The sequence below is a fragment of the Corallibacter vietnamensis genome, from assembly GCF_039537875.1.
GTDB lineage: Bacteria > Bacteroidota > Bacteroidia > Flavobacteriales > Flavobacteriaceae > Corallibacter > Corallibacter vietnamensis.
On the sequence record NZ_BAABBI010000007.1, the window covers coordinates 32,808 to 54,869 of the forward strand.

22 protein-coding genes are annotated in these 22,062 nt (G+C 32.0%); 13 read left to right on the top strand and 9 right to left on the bottom strand.

Translation table 11 applies throughout. The annotated features are described in order from the left end of the window. Window positions 1-30: 30 nt before the first annotated feature. Window positions 31-507, bottom strand: coding sequence for a peptide-methionine (R)-S-oxide reductase MsrB (gene msrB, locus ABD690_RS13070; RefSeq protein WP_344731040.1), 477 nt, complete (start codon window positions 505-507; stop codon window positions 31-33). 149 nt (window positions 508-656) lie between these two features. Between msrB and ABD690_RS13075 the strand changes: the two genes are divergently transcribed. Then, window positions 657-1,490 (top strand): M48 family metallopeptidase, encoded by an 834-nt coding sequence (locus ABD690_RS13075; protein ID WP_344731066.1) that lies wholly within the window; start codon window positions 657-659, stop codon window positions 1,488-1,490. Between the two features lie 76 nt (window positions 1,491-1,566). After that, entirely contained in the window at window positions 1,567-2,865 is a 1,299-nt protein-coding gene (locus ABD690_RS13080; protein WP_344731041.1) for an MFS transporter, read from the top strand. Between the two features lie 208 nt (window positions 2,866-3,073). On the opposite strand, the gene ABD690_RS13085 is transcribed toward ABD690_RS13080, so the two are convergent. From ABD690_RS13085 to ABD690_RS13100, 4 genes are read right to left on the bottom strand one after another with little or no spacing between them, the layout of a single operon-like run. After that, a complete protein-coding gene (locus tag ABD690_RS13085) occupies window positions 3,074-3,799 on the bottom strand; it encodes a head GIN domain-containing protein (protein ID WP_344731042.1) in 726 nt (241 codons plus the stop codon). 24 nt (window positions 3,800-3,823) lie between these two features. Further along, window positions 3,824-4,921, bottom strand: a complete 1,098-nt coding sequence (locus ABD690_RS13090) for a hypothetical protein (RefSeq protein ID WP_344731043.1) — start codon at window positions 4,919-4,921, stop codon at window positions 3,824-3,826. Further along, window positions 4,899-5,462 carry a hypothetical protein gene (locus ABD690_RS13095; RefSeq protein ID WP_344731044.1) on the bottom strand — a complete coding sequence of 188 codons (564 nt, stop codon included), beginning with the start codon at window positions 5,460-5,462 and terminating at the stop codon, window positions 4,899-4,901. Before ABD690_RS13095 ends, ABD690_RS13090 begins: the two co-directional genes overlap by 23 nt. Window positions 5,463-5,473: 11 nt before the next feature. After that, a complete protein-coding gene (locus ABD690_RS13100) occupies window positions 5,474-6,037 on the bottom strand; it encodes an RNA polymerase sigma factor (protein ID WP_344731045.1) in 564 nt (187 codons plus the stop codon). A gap of 242 nt (window positions 6,038-6,279) precedes the next feature. Between ABD690_RS13100 and lon the strand changes: the two genes are divergently transcribed. The 8 genes from lon to ABD690_RS13140 all read left to right on the top strand — a co-directional run bounded on the left by lon (window position 6,280) and on the right by ABD690_RS13140 (window position 15,706). Beyond that, on the top strand, window positions 6,280-8,730 hold the full coding sequence (gene lon / locus ABD690_RS13105; RefSeq protein WP_344731047.1) for an endopeptidase La: 2,451 nt from the start codon (window positions 6,280-6,282) through the stop codon (window positions 8,728-8,730). A 115-nt stretch (window positions 8,731-8,845) separates the two neighbouring features. Continuing rightward, a complete protein-coding gene (porQ, locus tag ABD690_RS13110) occupies window positions 8,846-9,865 on the top strand; it encodes a type IX secretion system protein PorQ (RefSeq protein ID WP_344731048.1) in 1,020 nt (339 codons plus the stop codon). Continuing rightward, the gene (cmk, locus tag ABD690_RS13115; RefSeq protein ID WP_344731049.1) at window positions 9,866-10,561 is read left to right on the top strand and encodes a (d)CMP kinase; all 696 of its coding nucleotides are present in this window, start codon (window positions 9,866-9,868) and stop codon (window positions 10,559-10,561) included. It begins immediately after the preceding gene. A 216-nt stretch (window positions 10,562-10,777) separates the two neighbouring features. After that, window positions 10,778-12,607 (top strand): 30S ribosomal protein S1, encoded by a 1,830-nt coding sequence (gene rpsA / locus ABD690_RS13120; protein WP_344731050.1) that lies wholly within the window; start codon window positions 10,778-10,780, stop codon window positions 12,605-12,607. Between the two features lie 362 nt (window positions 12,608-12,969). Beyond that, complete coding sequence (pyrR, locus tag ABD690_RS13125; RefSeq protein ID WP_344731051.1) at window positions 12,970-13,509, top strand: bifunctional pyr operon transcriptional regulator/uracil phosphoribosyltransferase PyrR; 540 nt, start codon at window positions 12,970-12,972, stop codon at window positions 13,507-13,509. Between the two features lie 10 nt (window positions 13,510-13,519). Next, window positions 13,520-14,449, top strand: coding sequence for an aspartate carbamoyltransferase catalytic subunit (locus tag ABD690_RS13130; RefSeq protein ID WP_344731052.1), 930 nt, complete (start codon window positions 13,520-13,522; stop codon window positions 14,447-14,449). A 12-nt stretch (window positions 14,450-14,461) separates the two neighbouring features. After that, a complete protein-coding gene (locus ABD690_RS13135; RefSeq protein WP_344731054.1) occupies window positions 14,462-14,794 on the top strand; it encodes a ribonuclease Z in 333 nt (110 codons plus the stop codon). 3 nt (window positions 14,795-14,797) lie between these two features. Beyond that, entirely contained in the window at window positions 14,798-15,706 is a 909-nt protein-coding gene (locus tag ABD690_RS13140) for a ribonuclease Z (RefSeq protein ID WP_344731056.1), read from the top strand. On the opposite strand, the gene ABD690_RS13145 is transcribed toward ABD690_RS13140, so the two are convergent. Beyond that, complete coding sequence (locus ABD690_RS13145) at window positions 15,699-16,112, bottom strand: hypothetical protein (RefSeq protein WP_344731059.1); 414 nt, start codon at window positions 16,110-16,112, stop codon at window positions 15,699-15,701. The genes ABD690_RS13140 and ABD690_RS13145 overlap by 8 nt on opposite strands. A gap of 94 nt (window positions 16,113-16,206) precedes the next feature. Here ABD690_RS13145 and pdxH point away from each other — a divergent pair, with 94 nt between their 5' ends. The 3 genes from pdxH (at window position 16,207) to ABD690_RS13160 (ending at window position 18,132) form a co-directional block, all read left to right on the top strand. Further along, on the top strand, window positions 16,207-16,854 hold the full coding sequence (gene pdxH / locus ABD690_RS13150) for a pyridoxamine 5'-phosphate oxidase (RefSeq protein WP_344731060.1): 648 nt from the start codon (window positions 16,207-16,209) through the stop codon (window positions 16,852-16,854). Window positions 16,855-17,019: 165 nt separating this feature from the next. Beyond that, complete coding sequence (locus ABD690_RS13155; protein WP_344731061.1) at window positions 17,020-17,526, top strand: CAP domain-containing protein; 507 nt, start codon at window positions 17,020-17,022, stop codon at window positions 17,524-17,526. Between the two features lie 84 nt (window positions 17,527-17,610). Next, complete coding sequence (locus ABD690_RS13160) at window positions 17,611-18,132, top strand: CAP domain-containing protein (protein WP_344731062.1); 522 nt, start codon at window positions 17,611-17,613, stop codon at window positions 18,130-18,132. A gap of 125 nt (window positions 18,133-18,257) precedes the next feature. Here ABD690_RS13160 and ABD690_RS13165 read toward each other — a convergent pair whose 3' ends face one another. The 3 genes from ABD690_RS13165 to ABD690_RS13175 form a co-directional block, all read right to left on the bottom strand. Next, window positions 18,258-20,171 carry an OmpA family protein gene (locus ABD690_RS13165; RefSeq protein WP_344731063.1) on the bottom strand — a complete coding sequence of 638 codons (1,914 nt, stop codon included), beginning with the start codon at window positions 20,169-20,171 and terminating at the stop codon, window positions 18,258-18,260. A gap of 12 nt (window positions 20,172-20,183) precedes the next feature. Continuing rightward, entirely contained in the window at window positions 20,184-21,116 is a 933-nt protein-coding gene (locus ABD690_RS13170; protein ID WP_344731064.1) for a PorP/SprF family type IX secretion system membrane protein, read from the bottom strand. An 11-nt stretch (window positions 21,117-21,127) separates the two neighbouring features. Next, a partial coding sequence (locus tag ABD690_RS13175) for a T9SS type B sorting domain-containing protein (protein ID WP_344731065.1) occupies window positions 21,128-22,062 on the bottom strand: 935 nt, incomplete at its 5' end.

The following is a 22,062-nucleotide window of genomic DNA, read 5'->3' on the forward strand; positions in this document are numbered from 1 at the left end:
GGTAGTTTATTTAAAGATAATTTAAGCTATTTATTTTTCAGGAATGAATTTTAGTGCAGCGCCATTAATGCAGTGTCGTTTTCCTGTTGGTTTAGGGCCATCATTAAATACATGTCCTAAATGGCCACCACAAGTAGCACAGTGTTCTTCATCTCTAGAATATCCTAAATCTCTATCTGTACCAAAAGCAACATTACCTGTTATCTCTTGATAAAAACTTGGCCAACCAGTTCCTGAATCAAATTTATGGTCACTTTTAAAAAGTGGCGTGTCGCATCCGGCACAAACATAAACACCTTTCTCTTTTATGTTATTTAATGGACTGCTAAAAGCACGTTCTGTTCCAGCTTTTCTTAAAACATGATATTGAATATCGGTTAATTGAGATTTCCACTCACTATCTGTTTTTGAAACAGAAAAATTTTGAGTTTTATTAGTGGTTTTTTGAGCGTTGCTATTACAACTACATATCATAGTTGCTATAAATACTAATAAAATGTGTTTCATAATTATAGGGTTTATGTCACTTTTGTCGTACTTTAATCTATCAACTAACATATTGTTTAAATTTATTGTGACGTATTGTGAATAACTTGTGTCTCAAATAAATGAATGATTTTTGTAATTTTACACCAACATTAAAACCATCAATTATAATGAAATTAAAAAGTAGAATAATAACATTAGGTGTTATTGGTTTGTTTTTGTCTTGTGCAACAAACCCGTTTACAGGAAAACAAACAATGGCGTTTGTAAGTAATGACCAATTATTTCCTACATCTTTTCAGCAGTATAACCAAGTACTTTCTGAAAGTAATGTTGAAAAAGGAACTGCTAGAGCTGAAATGATAAAGCGCGTTGGAGAAAGAATTGCAGTTGCAGCAGAACGATGGCTAAATGCCAATGGACATCAAGGTTACTTAACAGATTATCAATGGGAATATAACTTGATAGATGATGCTACTGTTAATGCTTGGTGTATGCCAGGAGGAAAAATTGTTTTTTACACAGGGATTTTACCAATAGCACAAAGTGAAACAGGTGTTGCTGCAATTATGGGACATGAAGTAGCTCACGCATTAGCAAACCACGGGCAACAACGTATGAGTGCTGCTTATATTCAACAAGGATTAGCTGTTGCTGGTAATATTGCTTTAGCTAAAGATGAGCAAACTTTAGGGATTTTTAATCAATCTTATGGCGTTGTATCAAACGTTGCTGGAATGTTGCCTTTTAGTAGAAGTCACGAATCTGAAGCAGATAGAATAGGGTTGTATTTAATGGCAATTGCAGGTTATAATCCTGATGAAGCTGCTGAATTATGGAAGCGAATGAGCGCACATAGCGGTGGGAAATCTACACCAGAGATTTTAAGTACACACCCTTCAAATGAGTCTCGTATTGCAGAATTAAACACATTAGCACCAACAGCAAAGGCTGAAGCAAGTAAATTTGGAATAAAATCATTTAGACCAATTGGAAAGTTTTAAGAAATTAATTAAAAATTAATAGGTATTTTAAAAGCTGTTCTTATATTTTTGGAACAGCTTTTTTATTTTTAAAACTATGGCAACACTTCAAAAAGGAAGTAAAAAATTATTAAATGCATGGGCATTTTATGATTGGGCAAACTCGGTTTATACTTTAACCATTGCGTCTTCAATATTTCCAATATTTTATTCGGCACTTTTTATTTCTGAAATAAAACAGGTCACAGCATTTGGTTTCGAGTTTAAGAGTACTGCTTTAATTACTTTTGTAACAGCTTTTACTTTTTTGGTAGTATCTATTTTATCTCCAATACTTTCTGGAATAGCAGATTATGTAGGTAATAAAAAAACGTTTATGAAGTTTTTTTGTTACACCGGTGGTTTAGGTTGTATTGGTTTATATTGGTTTAGTTTAGAGAACATTCATTTAAGTTTACTGTTTTACTTTATGGGACTTATAGGTTATTGGGGAAGTTTGGTGTTTTACAATTCCTATTTACCCGATATTGCTTTTCCTGAACAGCAAGATCGTATTAGTGCCAAAGGATTTTCTTTAGGTTACGTAGGTAGTGTTATTTTATTACTTATTAACCTCGGGATGGTAATGAGTCAAGAGAATGGTGCTGACAAAATGCTTATGATGCGTTGGTCATTTGTCATGGTTGGTGTTTGGTGGATTTTATTCAGTCAATACACGTTTTATGTGTTGCCAAAAGGAGCTTCATCTGGACAAAGGGTTACTAAAAACGTACTATTTAATGGGTTGAAGGAGCTTAAACAGGTATGGTTTGCCTTAAAGCAAGATTTAAGACTTAAGCGCTATTTAATTGCGTTTTTTGTATTTAGCATGGCTGTACAAACTATCATGCTTGTTGCTGTATATTTTGGAGAAGAAGAAATTGCTTGGGGAGATGCAGATGCTAAAACACAAGGCTTAATAGTGAGTATTTTGGTGATACAGTTACTAGCTATAATAGGAGCAGTAATAACATCAAGAGCATCTTCTAAATTTGGAAATATAAAAACATTGATTGTTGTTAACTTTATCTGGATGTTTTTATGCATTTACGCATATTTTATGGAAACCCCAGTGCAATTTTATATTGCAGCAAGTTGTGTAGGATTAGTAATGGGAGGTATCCAGAGTTTGGCGAGATCTACATATTCAAAATTTTTACCAGAAACCGAAGACACCACATCATACTTTAGTTTTTATGATGTTGCTGAAAAAATAGGAATCGTAATAGGAATGGGCATATTTGCAACAATAGATCAAATTACAGGAAGTATGAGAAACTCCATATTGTTTTTGGTAACGTTCTTTTTAATAGGGATTTTACTCTTGTTTAGAGTTCCTAAATCAAATGATAATTAATTTTATAATAGAGCTCATAAGTTAGTATGTCTTAAGTGGTGATGTGATGCAGAAGATTATACTACAGCTACTAATTTTAATTCTAATGTGACTTACATAAAAAAATACTTATACAAAATAAAGGTTGCATTTAGATACGGTCAGCAGTTAGAATAATGATAAAAAAGCCACTCAAACTTGAGTGGCTTTTTTATTAAGTATTATAAGATTATCGCTTACTAATGCTTCCTGAACCTGCAACTTTGGTTTCTTCTTTTTTAGGGTTTCCAGAATACTCTATATCTCCAGAACCAGAAACATGAGCTTTTAGAGATTCATTACTGACAACACTAACATCTCCAGAACCCGAAATAGCTACTACAGTGTGATCTGAAATTAGCTTTGAAGCGTTGACATCACCAGAGCCAGATATCATAACTTTTAAATTTTTAGTACTTCCTTTAAAAATAATATCTCCAGAGCCTGTTAAGTGGCTTTCAAGTGTTTTGTTTTTTGAGGTTAAGTTAATATCACCAGAACCTGTCAAGGATACTTTTAAGTCGCTAGCGTCTAAAACATCTTTAGTCCATAAATCTCCCGATCCTGTTAGCGAAACTAAATTAATTTCTTCAAAAGGAATTGTGATTTTAATGCTTTTATTTATTGAAGTTTTTAAATTCACATTCTTTTTAGTTTTAACTATAAGCTTGTTGTCTTTTACTTCAGTAATTATGTAGTCTATTAAGTTTTCTTCACCTTCTATTTTTATAGATCCTTCTTTGCCTTTTACCAATTCAAAATCCATAAATCCGCCACAGTAAACACCGTCGTAACTGGCCGTTGTTCTTGTTACGGTTGTCATTTTTCCGTTACCTTTTACGCGTTGCGAGAATATACTAGTAATGCATAATAAAAAGGTAAATAATAAGATTGCTTGTTTTTGAGATGGTTTCATAATATTCGTTTTTTTGATTAATGATTAGTTTTTATAAAAAGTTACACTTCCGTAGTCAGAATCTATGGTTACTTTGCCATTGGTGTTTGTGTTACCGTGATATCCTGCGTAATATTTGCTTCTAGATTCAATATGTTTTTTAGAGAAATTAAAATCACTATCGCCGCTTAAAGAAGCATACTCTAAAGTTATATCGAATTGAAAATTGAAGCTAGGTTCGTAACCTATTTTAATACCTGTGTAGTCAGATTTTATAGCTACATTTTCAGTGTTTTCTTTTAGTTTATCTATTTTAATAGAACCATAATCAGCATCTATTGAAACGTTTTTATAAACATCTCCTACAATGAGTGTAAGATAATCGCCTTGGCCATCTATATTGTTGGCTCTGTCAATTTTCATTGAGCCGTAATCACAGTTGTAGATTATGTCTTCAGCGGTTTCAATGTGCGAACTTGTGTAATCAGCTTTTATAGAAATGTCGTTTGTTTTTGCAATTGTAAAGCTGCTGTAATCGGCATCAATAGTTCCTGTTTTTATGTATTCAAAATAGCAGTCTTTTGTGTAATCAAAGCGCAACTCATTTTTGTTTCCCATCAGCTCTTTCGTAGTAATTTTTCCGTAGTCACATTTTATTAGTGCATTACCTTCAAGTTTATCAAGAGTAATATTTCCATAGTCATTAAACAGCTGCACGTTGTTTGTAATAGGTATTTTTACAACATAGTTAATTTCCATTTTTATATTGCTACTTACTCTTTTATTCCACCAAGAGGTATCATAACTATTTCCATCAAAAGACGTAATGGCTGAAACTTTATTTGGTGCTGCCTGAAACGCAACATCTAGCTGGTTTAGTTTGCTGATTAGTCTATCTTCGTTGTTTCCTTCAACTTTTATTGAAACTTCAATGTCAATACGGTTTTCATTCCAAGTAATAACATTTATGTTTCCATAACGATTTGTTACATTGAATGTAGCATTAGGATTAACATTAAAAGATTTTTTTATTGTTTTTTCTTTTGTGTGTTTCTCTTTGATAGGAGATAAGTTTGATGCTTGAATTATTGTAGGCGTCCATATTAAGAGAAAAAGAATTTTATATAGTATGGGTGTTTTCATTTGAAACGTTTTTTAATTGTTTAACTAATTCTATTTGTTTAAGAGCGTTTTGAAGAAGATCAATTCTATTTTGAAAATTGGTAATCATCGCATAAATTACTCGTTGATCGTTACCACTTTGTCCTAAATCTGATTTAAGGTTCTCATAATCATTTTCAAGTTTGCGCATTTGTATCATAACATCTTTGATTAGCATTTGTGTGTCTGCATCTGCGGCTTGGTTTAGTTTTTTTAACTCAACAGTAATGGTTGATGTAAAAAAGCTTTCGGTTTCAGCCATTTCAGGTGATACACTTGCTAAATCGTTTGTGATCGTTTCTTGATTGTTTGTAATAAAAAATGTTACTATAAGTGCTACAGTAGCGGCAATACCAACTAAAGGTTTCCATATTTTTTTTACAGAGAAAGATCGGTTTACTGTATGTGTGTCATGTTTCACGTTAAGTTTTTGGGCAAAACGCTTTGCATGATTTTCGCTAGGTAACTCTGTATCAAAATCGGGTTTTAAGCGATCAAATAAGTCTTCTATATTATTATTCATAATTAAACTTTTTATTGTTCAACCAAAGGTTGTAATTTGTCTCTCAAGCTAGCTTTTGCTCTTGATATTGTTGTGCGGCAATTTGCATAAGAAACATTCAAAATATCACTGATTTCTTCATAATCGTATCCATCTATTAGATGTAAGGTTAAAGCAATTCTATAACTATCTTTTAAAGAATTCATGGTCTCTAAAACTGCTTTAGCTTTTAAGCTGGTATAGTCAAAATCACTAGGAATACCTTGATTATCATCTTCCATTTTAAAAGCAACATCATCAAAAGGAACGTTTTGGTATTTATTATTTTTATTGAAATGATAAATACTTTTATTAACAACAATGCGTTTTAACCAAGCACCAAAAGTCACTGTATCATTTAAGCTATCAAGCTTTGTAAAAGCTGATAAAAAAGCATCCTGCATAATATCTTCAGCCTCATAAGAATCTTTTATTATTCTAAATGCGACATTATACATGGCTTTGTAATACCTATTATAAATCTCCAATTGCGCAAACTGGTTATTCGTTTTACAAAGCGCTACAAGCTGCTCGATATTTTGGTGGGTTAGTGTCAATTAAAACATATTGTTAATATAAAGATGAAGGTATAAAACGTTTGTTACAGTTTTTTGAAAAAAAAGTTTTATTTCTTTTTCAAATCATGGCATATTAATTGTCCCTATATAAATGTAACACATGACTTGATTTTCATTAAATATCTGTAAATCAAATCATTGTTAAATTTAATAAAACTTAAGAAAGTATGTTATATTCAGATTTTAAGCTGAATTAATGACAGAATGACCTAAATATATTTATGAAGAAAACTAGTTTTTTAAGTCTTGACAGTTTGTCACTACAGGAATTTGATGAAAATTCAGAGTTAATTCCGTTAATGACTCCCGAAGACGAAGAAGAGATAAATAATGAAGAATTGCCTGCAACCTTGCCAATTCTTTCATTAAGAAATACCGTATTGTTTCCTGGTGTTGTAATTCCTATTACAGCAGGTCGCGATAAGTCAATAAAATTGATAAACGACGCAAACAAAGGAAGCAAAGTAATAGGTGTTGTTGCTCAAAAAGATGAAGCAATAGAAAATCCTACAGCAAAAGATATTCATGAAACAGGTACTGTAGCTAGAATATTGCGAGTTTTAAAAATGCCAGATGGTAACACAACCGTTATTATTCAAGGTAAAAAACGCTTTAATGTAGCCGAGGTAATTACTGAAGAGCCATACATGAATGCGACTATTCGTGAAGTTCCTGAAGCAAAACCAGCAAGTCAAAGTAAAGAGTTTAATGCTATTATAGAATCTATAAAAGATTTAGCATTACAAATTATACAGGATAGTCCAAACATTCCTAGCGAAGCTTCTTTTGCTATAAAAAATATCCAAAGTGATTCTTTCTTGATAAACTTTGTATCGTCAAATATGAACTTGTCTGTTCAAGAAAAGCAAAGATTACTTGAAACTAATGACCTTAAGGAACGTGCTTTAGAGACTTTAAAGTATATGAATATAGAGTTTCAAAAATTGGAACTTAAAAATGATATTCAATCCAAGGTTCAAAGTGATATGAATCAGCAGCAGCGAGAGTACTTTCTACACCAACAAATGAAAACCATTCAAGAAGAACTTGGTGGAGTAAGCTATGATGAAGAGTTGGAAGAAATGAAAGAACGTGCCAAGAGCAAGAAGTGGGATGACAAAGTAAAGAAGCATTTTGATAAAGAAATAGCCAAAATGCAGCGTATGAATCCGCAAGTTGCAGAATATTCTATACAGCGTAATTACCTAGACTTATTCCTTGATTTACCTTGGAATGAATTCAGCAAAGATAAATTCGATTTAAAACGCGCTAAGCGTATTTTAGATAAAGACCATTACGGTTTAGATGATGTAAAGCGTCGTATTATTGAGTACTTGGCAGTATTGAAATTACGTAATGATATGAAATCACCAATTCTTTGTTTGTATGGACCTCCAGGCGTTGGTAAAACATCATTAGGAAAATCTATAGCAGAAGCATTAGGGCGAGAGTATGTGCGTATTTCTTTAGGAGGTTTACGTGACGAAGCAGAAATACGCGGACATAGAAAAACATACATAGGAGCTATGCCAGGACGTATTATTCAGAGTCTTAAAAAAGCAGGAACATCAAACCCTGTATTTGTTTTAGATGAAATAGATAAATTATCAAACTCTCACCAAGGTGATCCTTCATCTGCAATGTTAGAGGTTTTAGATCCGGAGCAAAACAGTGAATTTTATGATAATTTCCTTGAAATGGGGTTTGATTTATCAAAAGTCATGTTCATTGCTACATCAAACAGTTTAAATACCATTCAGCCTGCCTTAAGAGATAGAATGGAAATTATAAACGTTACTGGTTATACAATTGAAGAAAAAGTAGAAATAGCAAAGCGTCATTTATTACCAAAACAATTAGAAGAACATGGTTTGGATGATAAGGCTTTAAAAATTGCAAAACCTCAATTAGAAAAAATAGTTGAAGGCTATACAAGAGAATCTGGTGTTCGTGGACTTGAAAAACAAATAGCAAAAATGGTGCGTTATGCAGCAAAAAATATTGCTATGGAAGAAACTTATAATATTAAAGTAACAAACGATGATATTGTTGAGGTTCTTGGTAGTCCAAAGATGGAACGTGACAAATATGAAAACAATGATGTTGCTGGAGTTGTTACAGGGTTGGCTTGGACACGGGTTGGCGGTGATATATTGTTTATCGAATCAATCTTATCTAAAGGAAAGGGTAGCTTAAGTATTACAGGAAACCTAGGTAAGGTAATGAAAGAGTCTGCTACTATTGCGATGGAATATATTAAAGCAAATGCAGATGAGTTTGGCATAAACCCAGAAGTTTTTGATAAGTATAATGTACACATTCATGTGCCTGAAGGTGCAACTCCAAAAGATGGGCCTAGTGCAGGAGTTACCATGCTTACATCGTTAGTATCATTATTTACGCAGCGTAAAGTCAAGAAAAACATTGCAATGACTGGTGAAATAACATTACGAGGTAAAGTATTGCCAGTTGGAGGAATTAAGGAAAAAATTCTTGCAGCAAAACGAGCACGCATAAAAGAAATTTTACTTTGTGAAGATAATAAACGAGATATTGATGAAATTAAACCAGAATATTTAAAAGGGTTAAGCTTTCATTATGTGTCAGATATGAGAGATGTTATTAAGTTAGCACTCACAAATCAAAAGGTTAAAGATGCCAAAAAACTATAAAAAGTAGCATTACATAGATTAAAACCTCGAAATTATTTTCGAGGTTTTTTTATAACTTAAAAATAAATTATAATTGCAACCGTTTTAAGATAGATTTAGTTACTTTGTGTACTCTATGATAAAGAACATTACCAAGCTATTTTTTTTTCTAATTTCTTCTACAGCATTTGCACAAGTAGGAGGAGAATCAACATACCAGTTTCTTAATTTGGTAAGTTCACCACGTCAAGCTGCGCTAGGAGGTAAAGTATTTACCAATGTAGATTATGATGTTACTCAAGCATTAACCAATCCGTCAACTATTAATGTTGAAATGGATAACCAGTTAGCAATAAACTATTCAAGTTATTTAGGAGGTATCAATTATGGTACAGCAGCTTATGCTTATACTTGGGATAGACGTGTGCAAACATACCACATGGGAGTAACTTATATAAACTACGGTAGTTTTGAAGGTTATGATGAGCAAGGTAATGCAACAAACTCTTTTTCAGGAAACGAAGCATTATTATCATTTGGTTATGCAAAACAAATAGGATATTCAGATTTTTACATAGGAGGTAATGTTAAGTTAATAACCTCCAAACTAGAGCAGTATACATCGTTTGGAGCAGCTGTAGATGCAGGACTTATATATATTGATGAGGATATAGAGTTTCAAGCAACACTTGTAGTTAGAAATGCCGGAATACAAATAACCACTTATGCAGGCCAAAATGAGCCATTGCCTTTTGAGGTCGCTTTTGGAATGTCTCAAACATTAGAGCATATTCCTTTACGTTGGCACTTAACGTTTGAAAACTTACAAGAATGGCCAATTGGTGTATCAAATCCTGCTAGAGCAGAAACAGATTTAGAAGGTAATCAAACACAAGAAAAAGTAGGCTTTTTTAATAATGTATTAAGGCATACAATACTAGGAGCAGAGCTTTTTCCTGATAAAGGCTTTAATATTAGATTAGGCTATAACTTTAGAAGATCAGAAGAGCTTCGTATTGTTGAGCAACGTAATTTTTCAGGAATTTCAGTAGGTGTTGGATTAAAAATTAACAAAATGCGCTTTAGTTTTACACACGCAAGATATACAAGCGCAAGTAACGCCAACTTCTTCGGATTACAATTAGATTTACGATAAATGCAAAAAATAACCATAGCCATAGATGGGTTTTCTTCCACAGGAAAAAGTACTGTTGCCAAACAAATAGCCAAACAGTTAGGTTATATTTATGTTGACACAGGCGCTATGTATCGTGCTGTTACTTATTTTGCCATGCAAAACAAGTATATTGATAAATCTCATTTTGATATAGAAGCTTTAGTGACTTCGCTCCATAATATTCGAATAAGCTTTAAGTTTAATGAAAATTTAGGCTTTGCTGAAGTTTACTTAAACGGTATAAATATTGAAAAAGAAGTTCGTACACTTGAGGTTTCATCATTTGTGAGCCAAGTTGCTACTGTTCCAGAAGTCCGTTATCAATTAGTAAAGCAACAGCAAAAAATGGGTAAAGATAAAGGCGTGGTTATGGATGGTCGTGATATTGGAACTGTAGTTTTTCCTGAAGCCGAGCTTAAAATATTTATGACAGCCTCTGCCGAAACTCGTGCAACACGTCGTTTTAAAGAGTTGTCAGAACGCGGTGATAATGTCTCGTATGATGAGGTACTTCATAATGTTAAAGAACGTGATTATATTGATTCTCACAGAGCAGACTCACCACTAGTTAAAGCTAGTGATGCTATAGAAATTGATAATTCTAACTTATCACTTCAAGAACAATTTGATAAAATTCTTCAACTTGTAAACACAGCGCTAAAAGCTAATCAGTAAAACTTTAATTTTTAGTGCAATACATTAGGTGTTTTTAATAAAAAGTAGTATTTTTGCACTCCTTTTAGCGAATAGTCGGAATTATAAAAGGAAAGAAAAACAATTTTTTATAAACACTTCTGTGTGTGTCGCTTAAAATTTCCGTAATCATACAGAATACAAATCACAATGTTAGTTGCTCATTTATAACGTAATAACATTGAATACTTAAATTAAATGGCTGAAAAAGCAAAGCAAGCTGAAGTTGAAGCAACAGAAGCAAAACAAGCAGAAGCTCCAGTAGTATCTGAAGCACAAGCAAACCCTGAAAAATTCTTAAAAGAGTTTAACTGGCACAACTACCAAGAAGGTATTGATGAAGTTGAAGATTCTCAATTAAAAGAATTTGAAAAATTAGTAGCAGATAATTTCGTAGACACTTTAGATGATGAAGTAGTAGAAGGAGAAGTAATTCATATTACAGATCGTGATGCTATCATTGATATCAATGCAAAATCTGAAGGTGTAATTTCATTAAACGAATTCCGTTACAACCCAAATTTAAAAGTTGGAGATAAAGTAGAAGTATTAATTGACGTTCGTGAAGACGCAACAGGACAATTAGTATTATCTCACAGAAAAGCACGTGTAATTAAAGCGTGGGATCGTGTAAATGCTGCTCATGATAGCGGTGAAATCGTTAATGGTTTCGTTAAGTGTAGAACAAAAGGAGGTATGATTGTAGATGTTTTCGGAATTGAAGCATTCTTACCAGGTTCTCAAATTGATGTTAAGCCAATTAGAGATTACGATCAATATGTAAATAAAACTATGGAATTTAAAGTTGTGAAAATCAACCACGAATTCAAAAACGTAGTAGTTTCTCATAAAGCACTTATTGAGGCTGATATTGAAGAACAAAAGAAAGAAATCATTGGTCAATTAGAAAAAGGTCAAGTATTAGAAGGTGTTGTTAAAAACATCACATCTTACGGTGTATTTATTGATCTTGGTGGCGTTGACGGATTAATTCACATTACAGATCTTTCTTGGTCTAGAATTAATCATCCAAACGAAATCGTAGAACTAGACCAAAAACTTAACGTTGTAATCCTTGATTTTGATGAAAACAAATCAAGAATCCAATTAGGATTAAAACAATTAAGCAAACATCCTTGGGATGCTTTAGGAGAAGACGTAAAAGTTGGAGATAAAGTAAAAGGTAAAGTTGTTGTAATTGCAGATTACGGTGCATTTATTGAAGTAGCTGATGGAGTTGAAGGATTAATTCACGTATCAGAAATGTCATGGTCTACACACTTACGTTCAGCTCAAGATTTCGTTTCTGTAGGAGATGAAGTTGAAGCTCAAATATTAACTCTAGATAGAGAAGAGCGTAAAATGTCTCTTGGTATTAAGCAATTAACGCCAGACCCATGGACAGATATCACTACAAAATATCCAGTTGGTTCTAACCATACAGGAACAGTAAGAAACTTTACAAACTTTGGTGTGTTTGTTGAATTAGAAGAAGGTATCGACGGATTAATTTATATCTCTGATTTATCTTGGACTAAAAAGATTAAGCATCCAAGTGAATTCTGTAGCGTAGGTGATAAGCTAGACGTTGTAGTATTAGAGTTAGATGTTGAAGGACGTAAATTAAGTTTAGGTCACAAACAAACTACTGAAAACCCTTGGGATAAGTACGAAGCTGAATTTGCTATAGATACAGTTCATAAAGCTGAAATCTCTGAAATCGTAGATAAAGGTGCTACTATTGAATTTAACGAAGATATCGTTGCATTTGTACCAGCACGTCATTTAGAGAAGGAAGACGGCAAGAAACTTAAAAAAGGAGAAGAAGCTGAATTCAAAATCATTGAATTTAATAAAGAGTTTAAACGTGTAGTTGCATCTCATACAGCAATCTTCAGAGAAGAAGAAGCTGCTAATGTAAAAGCTGCTGCTAAAAAGGCACAAGCTGCTGCTGCAGAAGCAAAACCAACTTTAGGTGATGCTAATGATGCTTTACAAGCTCTTAAAGATAAAATGGACGGAAAATAATTTTTAACTGTTCTACATAACTCAAAAGCCTTCAAGAGATTGAAGGCTTTTTTTTTGTTGAAATGTTAATATTTTGTGTTTTTTGCAGATTATTTGTGTTTATTTTTGATTAAATAAAATATAATTCGTAAATATTGTTAATTATTTATTAAAACTGTTAATTTTTAGTTTTACTAAAATTTAAATTAGTTCTTGGGGGAAAATATTACAGTCAGTAATATCTGTTTTAGATCTTATCTGTAATATTGATTTAAAAAGAAGCTTTATAGCTTCTTTTTTTTGTTTTTGTTTCAATAACAGCACAACCAATGTAAAATTTTGCACTATCTTTGTTAATTAAATACGTTTGGATAGATTAAATTATGAGTCAAAAAGTATTACTTAATGCTAAAGAAGTCAATATTATTCTTAATAGATTAGCTTGTCAGCTCATAGAAAAACATAATAAATTCACAAATACCGTACTAGTAGGTATTCAGCCTAGAGGCAAATATTTAGCAAACAGACTAGCCAAAATTTTAAATGAAGATTACAAAATCAAGAATTTAAAATTAGGATATTTAGATATTACGTTTTACCGTGATGATTTTAGAAGAGGCGAGAAAACTCTGGAGGCAAACACAACACAGATAGATTTTATTGTAGAAGATAAAAATGTAGTTTTTATTGACGATGTATTATATACAGGTCGTAGTATTAGAGCTGCTTTAACAGCAATACAATCTTTTGGTAGACCTCAAGAAATAGAGCTTTTAACATTAATAGACAGACGTTTTAGTAGGCATTTACCAATACAACCCGATTACAGAGGTAGACAGGTAGATGCCATAAACAATGAAAAAGTTAAGGTAAACTGGGTTGAAAATGACGGAGAAGATTCAGTTTATTTAATAAATAATTAAGAACAGCATTATGAGCGAGTTAAGTGTTGATCACTTATTAGGCATAAAATATCTTAACGAAAAAGATATTCAACTTATTTTTGAAACAGCAGATCATTTTAAGGAAGTGATTAATAGACCTATAAAAAAAGTGCCTTCGCTTCGAGACATTACCATTGCAAATTTATTTTTTGAAAACTCAACACGAACAAAACTTTCTTTTGAGTTAGCTGAAAAGCGATTATCTGCTGATGTTATAAATTTTTCAGCAGCACAGTCATCAGTAAAAAAAGGAGAAACTTTAATAGATACTGTAAATAATATTTTATCTATGAAAGTAGATATGGTTGTTATGAGACACCCTAATCCTGGAGCTGGTGTATTTCTGTCAAAACATATTAATGCTAGTATTATAAACGCTGGAGATGGTGCTCATGAGCATCCCACTCAAGCTTTATTGGATTCTTATTCTATACGTGAACGATTAGGAGATGTAGCTGGTAAAAATGTGGTTATTGTTGGTGATATACTCCATAGTCGCGTAGCCTTATCAAATATTTTTGCTCTAAAGTTACAAGGTGCAAATGTTATGGTTTGTGGACCAAAAACTTTAATGCCTAAATATATTGATACTTTAGGAGTTACTGTAGAAACAGATTTAAGAAAAGCTCTCAATTGGTGTGATGTTGCCAATATGTTACGTGTACAAAATGAGCGTATGAGTGTAAGTTATTTTCCGTCATCTAGAGAATATACACAACAGTTTGGAGTAAATAAAGCTTTGTTAGACTCTCTAGACAAAGAAATAACAATTATGCACCCAGGACCAATAAATCGTGGTGTTGAAATTACTAGTGATGTTGCAGATTCAAGCCAGTCTATTATACTAGACCAAGTTCAAAATGGTGTAGCTATAAGAATGGCAGTAATATATTTATTAGCGTCAAAAATTAAACAGTAATAAAACTAGATTATGATTGTAGATCAAAATGGCTCAACAACTGTTATTACTCAAGAAAAAGCATCTATTGTAGAGCTTGTAAAAAAATTAGATGTTCTTTATGAACGCTACAAAAACAATAATGTTATTGTTAATTTAAGTAGTTTAAAACCAATTTCTCTAGAAGAAATAATAGAGTTTCTTAAAATTTCAAATACGCATAGAAAAGCAAAACATTCTTTTGTCATAGTATCTGACAAAGTAAATCTTAATGAAATGCCAGATGAGTTGGTTGTAGTACCAACTATGCAAGAAGCCTATGATATTATAGAAATGGAAGAAATGGAGCGTGATTTAGGGTTTTAAACTATGAAACTAACTATTTTAGGCTGCTATAGTGCAACACCGCGTACTAATACCAATCCCACATCACAAGTTTTAGAAATAAACAACCATGTGTTTTTGATAGATTGTGGAGAAGGTACGCAAGTAGAGTTACGCAGAAATAAAGTAAAGTTTTCTAGGATAAAGCACATATTTATCTCACACTTGCATGGTGATCATTACTTTGGTTTAGTAGGATTAATATCTACATTTAGGTTGCTTACAAGAGAAACCGATCTTCATATTTACGGTCCTAAAGGATTAAAAGAAGTCATAACATTACAAATGAAATTGGCCGATTCTTGGACAAATTATAAGCTTATTTTTCATGAGCTTACCTCAAAAGAATCAGAACTTATTTATGAGGATGATAAAGTAGAAGTGCACACTATTCCTTTAGATCATAGAATTTATACAAACGGATTTTTGTTTAAAGAAAAAGAAGGAGAGAGAAAACTAGATATGAATGCAGTATTAAATGCTGACATAGATGTCTCTTATTACAGAAAATTAAAACAAGGATTTGATGTTGTTAATGAAAAAGGGAAACTTATAAAAAATGAAACAGTAACCAAGCCACCAATAAACCCTAAAAGTTATGCTTTTTGTAGTGATACCATGTATAACGAACGTATTATTCCTATAATAGAGCATGTAAGTTTATTATATCACGAATCTACATTTCTAGAAAAACACATAAGTTTAGCAGCACCTACCAAGCATAGTACAGCAAAACAAGCTGCTACTATTGCAAAACTTGCCAATGTAGGTAAATTAGTATTAGGGCATTATTCAACGCGTTATGATGACTTAAAAGCCTTCAAAACTGAAGCCGAATCTATATTTAATGATGTAGAATTAGCAAAAGACGGAAAAACCATCGAGATTAATTAAATTCTTTAAGGTTTAAAACCCAATTTATTGCCTCATCAAGATTGAGACATCTTTTTATACTATTTTCAGAAAACCTCTTCTCAATAGTTGCATTTACATAGTTAATTTCGCTGTAAAAAACAATAGCACTTGCTATAACAAAACCAAAATCTTTATTAAACTTAATCCATAATTGTGGCTCAATAGAATAAGAGTTAATCCTATTAGAGATATGAGCAATTTTTATTGTGTTCCCATAATGTTCTAATAAAACAGTAATAACCTGTTGTATTTTGTGCCAATCAAAATGAACTCCTTCTTTCATTTCTGATATAATAAACTTATCTAAAAGGTAAAATGAACCAAAAGAAAAACTTACCTTAGTATAGTCTAAAATGGTACTATATTTACTGTCTTCAAATCTCATTATATATATATTATTGCCTAAATTTATGTTAAATTGTTGTTGATAGAAAGAAAATTTTAGAAAAAAGAAATTAATTTTTACCTATTTGTTTATAATGAATACAGACTTAAGCAATTACAGAAAATCTTATAGTAAAGATGAATTAACATTAAAAGATTCTCCAGACAACCCAATGGAGCTATTCAGAAATTGGTTTCATGACGTAGATAAAAATTTTCCTGAAGATGAAACAAATGCTATGACCGTTTCAACAATAGGTCTAGATGGTTACCCAAAAAGTAGAATCGTTTTATTAAAAAGGTTTACCTACGAAGGCTTTATTTTTTTTACCAATTATGATAGTGAAAAAGGAATTGCTATTGCAAACAATCCAAATGTTTGTCTATCTTTTTTTTGGGCAGGTGCCGAGCGCCAAATCATTATTAAAGGTAAAGCAGAAAAAATTGCAGAAAATTTAAGTGACGGTTATTTTGAATCTAGACCAAGAGGCAGTCAGCTTGGCGCTCTAGTGTCAAAACAGAGTTCTGTGATACCAAATAGAGCTTTTTTAGAAGAGGAATTAAATAAGCTTGAAAAGAAACACGAAGGAAAAGAGATAGATCGCCCACAATTTTGGGGAGGTTATATTGTAAAGCCTTTTGAGGTTGAATTTTGGCAAGGAAGGCCTAATAGACTGCATGATAGAGTTAGGTATGCTGCTGATAGTGAGGGTTTATGGATTAAAAATCGATTATCTCCCTAAATAACCGACTAAATACATCATTTTAACAGTTTTACGCTGTTTTTACCGTTTAAAAACATTTAAAATCGATGAAATACATGTTTTTTATCGATTTTAACATTTTGTTAACATTGTTTTTTAGATTAGGTTTTAAATTTACAATCCCAAATCTAATACAACCTAACAATGAAAAAGCCTACAATTTTATTTTTAGTGGTAATTCTTACTTTCTTAACAGTATCTTGTTCATCAGATAGTTCTGATGATAATATGAATCAAGCAGCACAAACAACTGTAAACGATAATGTTGTTGCTCCTGAAGCAAAAGCAATTGAAAATGATATTCTAGATTTAATTAATGATTATAGAATAGGAAAAGGACTAAATCCGTTGAATAAGAGAAACATTATTAAATCTCAAGCTTTTAGTCATACAGAATATATGGTAAACACTAACAATGTGTCTCATGACAATTTTAACCAACGTAGAGCTTATTTAATTAATAATGCAGGAGCAAGTTACGTTTCTGAAAATGTAGCTTATGGTTTTACTTCGGCAGAAACAGTAGTTAATGCATGGATAAATAGCGATGCTCACAGAGAAAATATTGAAGGTAATTACGCATATTTTGATATTTCTGCAGAGCAAAACTCTCAAGGAGATTGGTACTACACGAATATTTTTGTTAGATAATTATTAAATTAAATTATCATTAACTTTATTTTAAGAATTTATTAGGTATTCAATCGTATTTTTGCGGCCCCTAATAGAACTAAAATGAAATTAACTTTTAAGTGGCACTCACTTTTGTGGGTGCCAATTTTTGTATGCATAACTTTGTCTTGTTCTCAAGATTCAGAAAAGTTAAATACAGATATAAACCAAACTTTTATTGAGACTCAAGTGAATATCCCCGAGTCTAAACCAATAGAAGCAGAGATTCTCTCACTAATTAACAATCACAGAATAGAAATTGGTTTGAAAGCATTAGATACTAGTTTGGATATTATCAAGTCGCAAACAAGTACTCATACCAACTATATGATAGATCATAAAAAGATTTCTCATGATAATTTTATAAATAGACAGTTTTTTTTAGAGTCTTTTACTGGGGCCGTTTCTGTTGCTGAAAATGTAGCTTACGGCTATTCTTATGCTGAAACAGTTGTAAATGCTTGGCTAAACAGTCCAGGGCATAGAAGAAACATTGAAGGTAATTTTACCCATTTTCAAATAACAGCAAAAAAGGATGAAAATGGAATTTGGTATTACACAAATATCTTTGTAAAGATACAATAAAACAAAAGCCACTTGTAAAAGTGGCTTTTTAAGTAAATAAGATTATTGTTAGGAAGGTTTTAAATATGTGTAAGCATAATTAAATCAAAATAAATCTTACCACTCATTTATTGTTGGTAGTAAAACTATTGTTTTAAGATTATAAATTTAGAACGTCTATTTAACTGATGTTCTTCTTTAGAGCATTTTACACCATTAGAGCACTTGTTAAGTAACTGCGTTTCTCCGTATCCTATAGCACTTTCTATTCTTTCTTTGGCAATATTTCTAGAGTATAAATAGTCTCTTGTAGACTTTGCTCGTCTGTCAGATAATTTCATATTGTATTTATCGCTACCACGACTATCTGTATGTGATTCTATTTTAATAACCATATCAGGGTGTGCTCTCATTACAGCAACTATATTTTCTAGTTCATAAGCTGCATCTGGTCTAATATTCCATTTATCAAAATCAAAGAAAATTGGGTTAATAACAATTTCGTTATCGTTAATAAGAGGTACAAGATTTAAATCAGCTGTATTATCTTTTTCATTTTCATTATCAGTTTCTAATTCTTTCCAATCATCTTTATAGTCGGGTTTAAAGGCGAGCACTTTATAGTTTTTATCACAATCAACTTCAAAAGAGTATGCACCATCCTTATCACTTGTAATTTCTTCTATAATTTTACCCGATTCATCTATAAGTTGAACAGTTGCTTCTGGTAAAATTTCTAATGTTTTATTGTTTTTTACAACGCCTGAAATGGTTTGTTTACATGTAGTTATGTTAAAACCATAAATGTCATCACTACCTTTTCCGTCTGGACGATTAGATGAAAAATATCCAGAATTATCTTTTGGATCTATAAAGTATGCAAAGTCATCATAGCCACTGTTGTAAGGAGCTCCAAGGTTTTCAGGATCTGCATTTTCATCTTTTATAATGTTAGATTTGAATATGTCTAGTAATCCTAAATTTAAAAATCCATCAGAAGAGAAGTATAATGTACTATCTTGAGATACAAACGGGAATACCTCACGTCCTTCAGTATTTATTTTATCACCTAAATTTACAGGATCTCCATAGGAACCGTTGTCATTTATAGCAACTTTATAAATATCTGTTTGTCCATAACCACCATCTCTATCAGAAACAAAATATAGCGTTTTGTTGTCTGGGCTTAATGCAGGATGACCAGTTGAAAATACATTATCATTAAAAGGAAGTTCTACAATGTTAGACCAAATAGTATCTACAAGTGTCGCTTTATAAATTTTTAAGTGTGTTGTTCCTTTTTTGTCGTATTGTGGTTTATTTCTTTTGCCAACGTTATCTCTTGTGAAATACATGGTTTTTCCATCTTTTGTAAGAACGGCATTAGCATCATGAATATCTTTTCTCTCAACGCCATCAAAAGCCAAAGGCGTAACATTTGTTATTTGCTTAACGTTATCTTCAGTAGTCTTTATTTCTCCTTTAAAGATATCTAAATACGGTTCATTATTCCATTTATAAATATCATTTTCAGTATTTCTAGATGAAGCAAAGTATAATGTGTTTTCGTAAACAAAAGAACCAAAGTCAGAATATTTTGAGTTAATAGAAAGATTCTCAATTACGGTATTCATACCACTTGTAGATGCTAATTTTTCATAAAGCGCTATATTGCTTTCTTCAAACTCTTTTGCTCTACTATCATCATTTTGTATTGATTTAAATTTTTCAAACCATTTATCAGCTTCTGTAAAGTTTTGTAAACTACGCTGTGTTTGTATGTACTTATAAATATATTCGGGACTTATATCATTTCCATATTTTTCTAAAGCTTTGTTGTACCATACAGCAGCTTGTTTAGGGTTAGAGTTGTTGTAATAGCAGTCTCCAAGTCGTGTAAGCACATGCTCACTATCATTTCCTTTTTTTACAGCCTCTTGATATAATTCAGCAGCTTTTAGGTAAGCATAATTTTCAAAGAATTTATCAGCAACTTTTTCTTGAGAAAAAATCAAGGAGCTATATAATGCAATTAATGTAAAAATTACTCTTGTTTTCATAAGATAGTATTTTTAGAAGTATCTAGGAGATTTTATACGTTTAGCTTTAAATATTTCAAACATCAGTAGAATTTCATGAGTACCTCCTGTGTAATCATTAATTTCTGAAAGCGGATATTCGTATGCATATCCAATTCGTAGTTGTTTTGATACTTGAAAATCGGCAATACCAGCTAGGGCAGAAGTAGATTCATTAATTCTATAGCCACCTCCTAACCAAAATTTTTCGTAGAATAGAAAATTAGCGGTAATATCATATGATAAAGGCGCTCCATTTGTAGCTTTGACTAAAAATGCTGGTTTAAGTTTTGTGTTATCACTTAAAGTAAACACATAACCTCCAGTAAAGTAATAGCTAACGCGCTCTAACGCTTGATAATCTTGCCCAGTTGGACTTTTCTCGTTATAGTCATTTGTTAAAATTCTTGGAGCAGATAGTCCCAAATACCATTTATTTGAATGCCAGAACAGTCCAGCTCCAATATTGGGAGACCATCTATCTTCAATACCGTAAATACTTGGGTCAGCACTTTGAGAATTTCTAAAGTCAGCATCTAGGCTGTAACTCGTAAAACCTGCTTTTATACCAAATGCAAGCTTTGTTTTTTCTCCTGTTTGAATCGTATAAGATGCATCTGCATAGAGGTAAGAAAAGCGTTCATCACCTAGTTTGTCATTTATAAAAGACATTCCTAAACCTATCTTTTCATTACGTAGAGGTGAATGAATTGATAATGTTTGTGTTCTTGGTCCACCATCAAAGCCAACCCATTGACTTCTGTGCAGTCCAACAATGCTTAATGTTTCTCTACTTCCTGCATAAGCAGGGTTTATAGAGATGGTATTATACATATATTGCGTAAATTGAGGTAATTGTTGAGCAACCCCAAAAGTAAAGCTCAAGCATGTAATTACTACAACTATGTAATGTTTCATAGATTTCATAGGTTAAAGATTTATTTGGTTCCTACGTAGAAATAACCAGTTATAGGTTCAAATCCACTATTTTTTAAATTTATGATATAATAATATGTTCCATTTGGTACTTTATCAGAATTACCAACAGACGATTTATGAGAAGTACCATTCCAATTGTTTGTATAGTTGTTAGACTCATAAATTTTAGCGCCCCAACGGTTAAATATTTTAATTTCTTTTACAAACCCACATGTTTCGTCACCTTTTATTTCAAAGAATTCATTCCATTGATCTCCATTTGGAGTAACAGCATTTGAAATAGTAATACTTTCTCTGCTACAAGGTTGTGGTGCTGGTAATACAATACAGTCATCGTTTACATTAATATTTACTTCAACCGTGTTAAGGCAACTACCTTCAACAGAAGTGTAACTAAATGTGTAGTCTCCTAAATCAACTAATGAAGGATCAAAAATTCCATCGTCAAGTGTTGCGTCTCCATAAATCACTTCCCAAGTTCCATTAAGATCTGAACCATCATAATAGTCAAATAAATCAACCAACCCATCATTTGAACATTTTTCAGTGTTTACTTCAGAAGTAGAATTTAGAATTGAAACAAAAACATGTTGTTCTACAGTTGTGCTATTTCCACAGCTATCTGTTATATCCCAACTCCAAATAATTTCATAATCATTGTTACTGCCATCAAAAGAACTTGTTTCTGTAAAGTTAACCTCAGGTTCACCAATAGAGCACTCATCAAATACTAAAGTTGGTGCTTCAGGAACTTCACTACAAGTAACAAAAATATCAGATAAATCATTAGTAACAACAGGCGCAGTTGTATCTTGAATAGTAATCGTTTGAGAAACAGACGACGCATTATCGCACGCATCAGTAAAAGTCCAAGTACGTGTAATAGTGACATTACAAGGATTTGTATCGTCAGTAATATCTTCTACCGTACCAA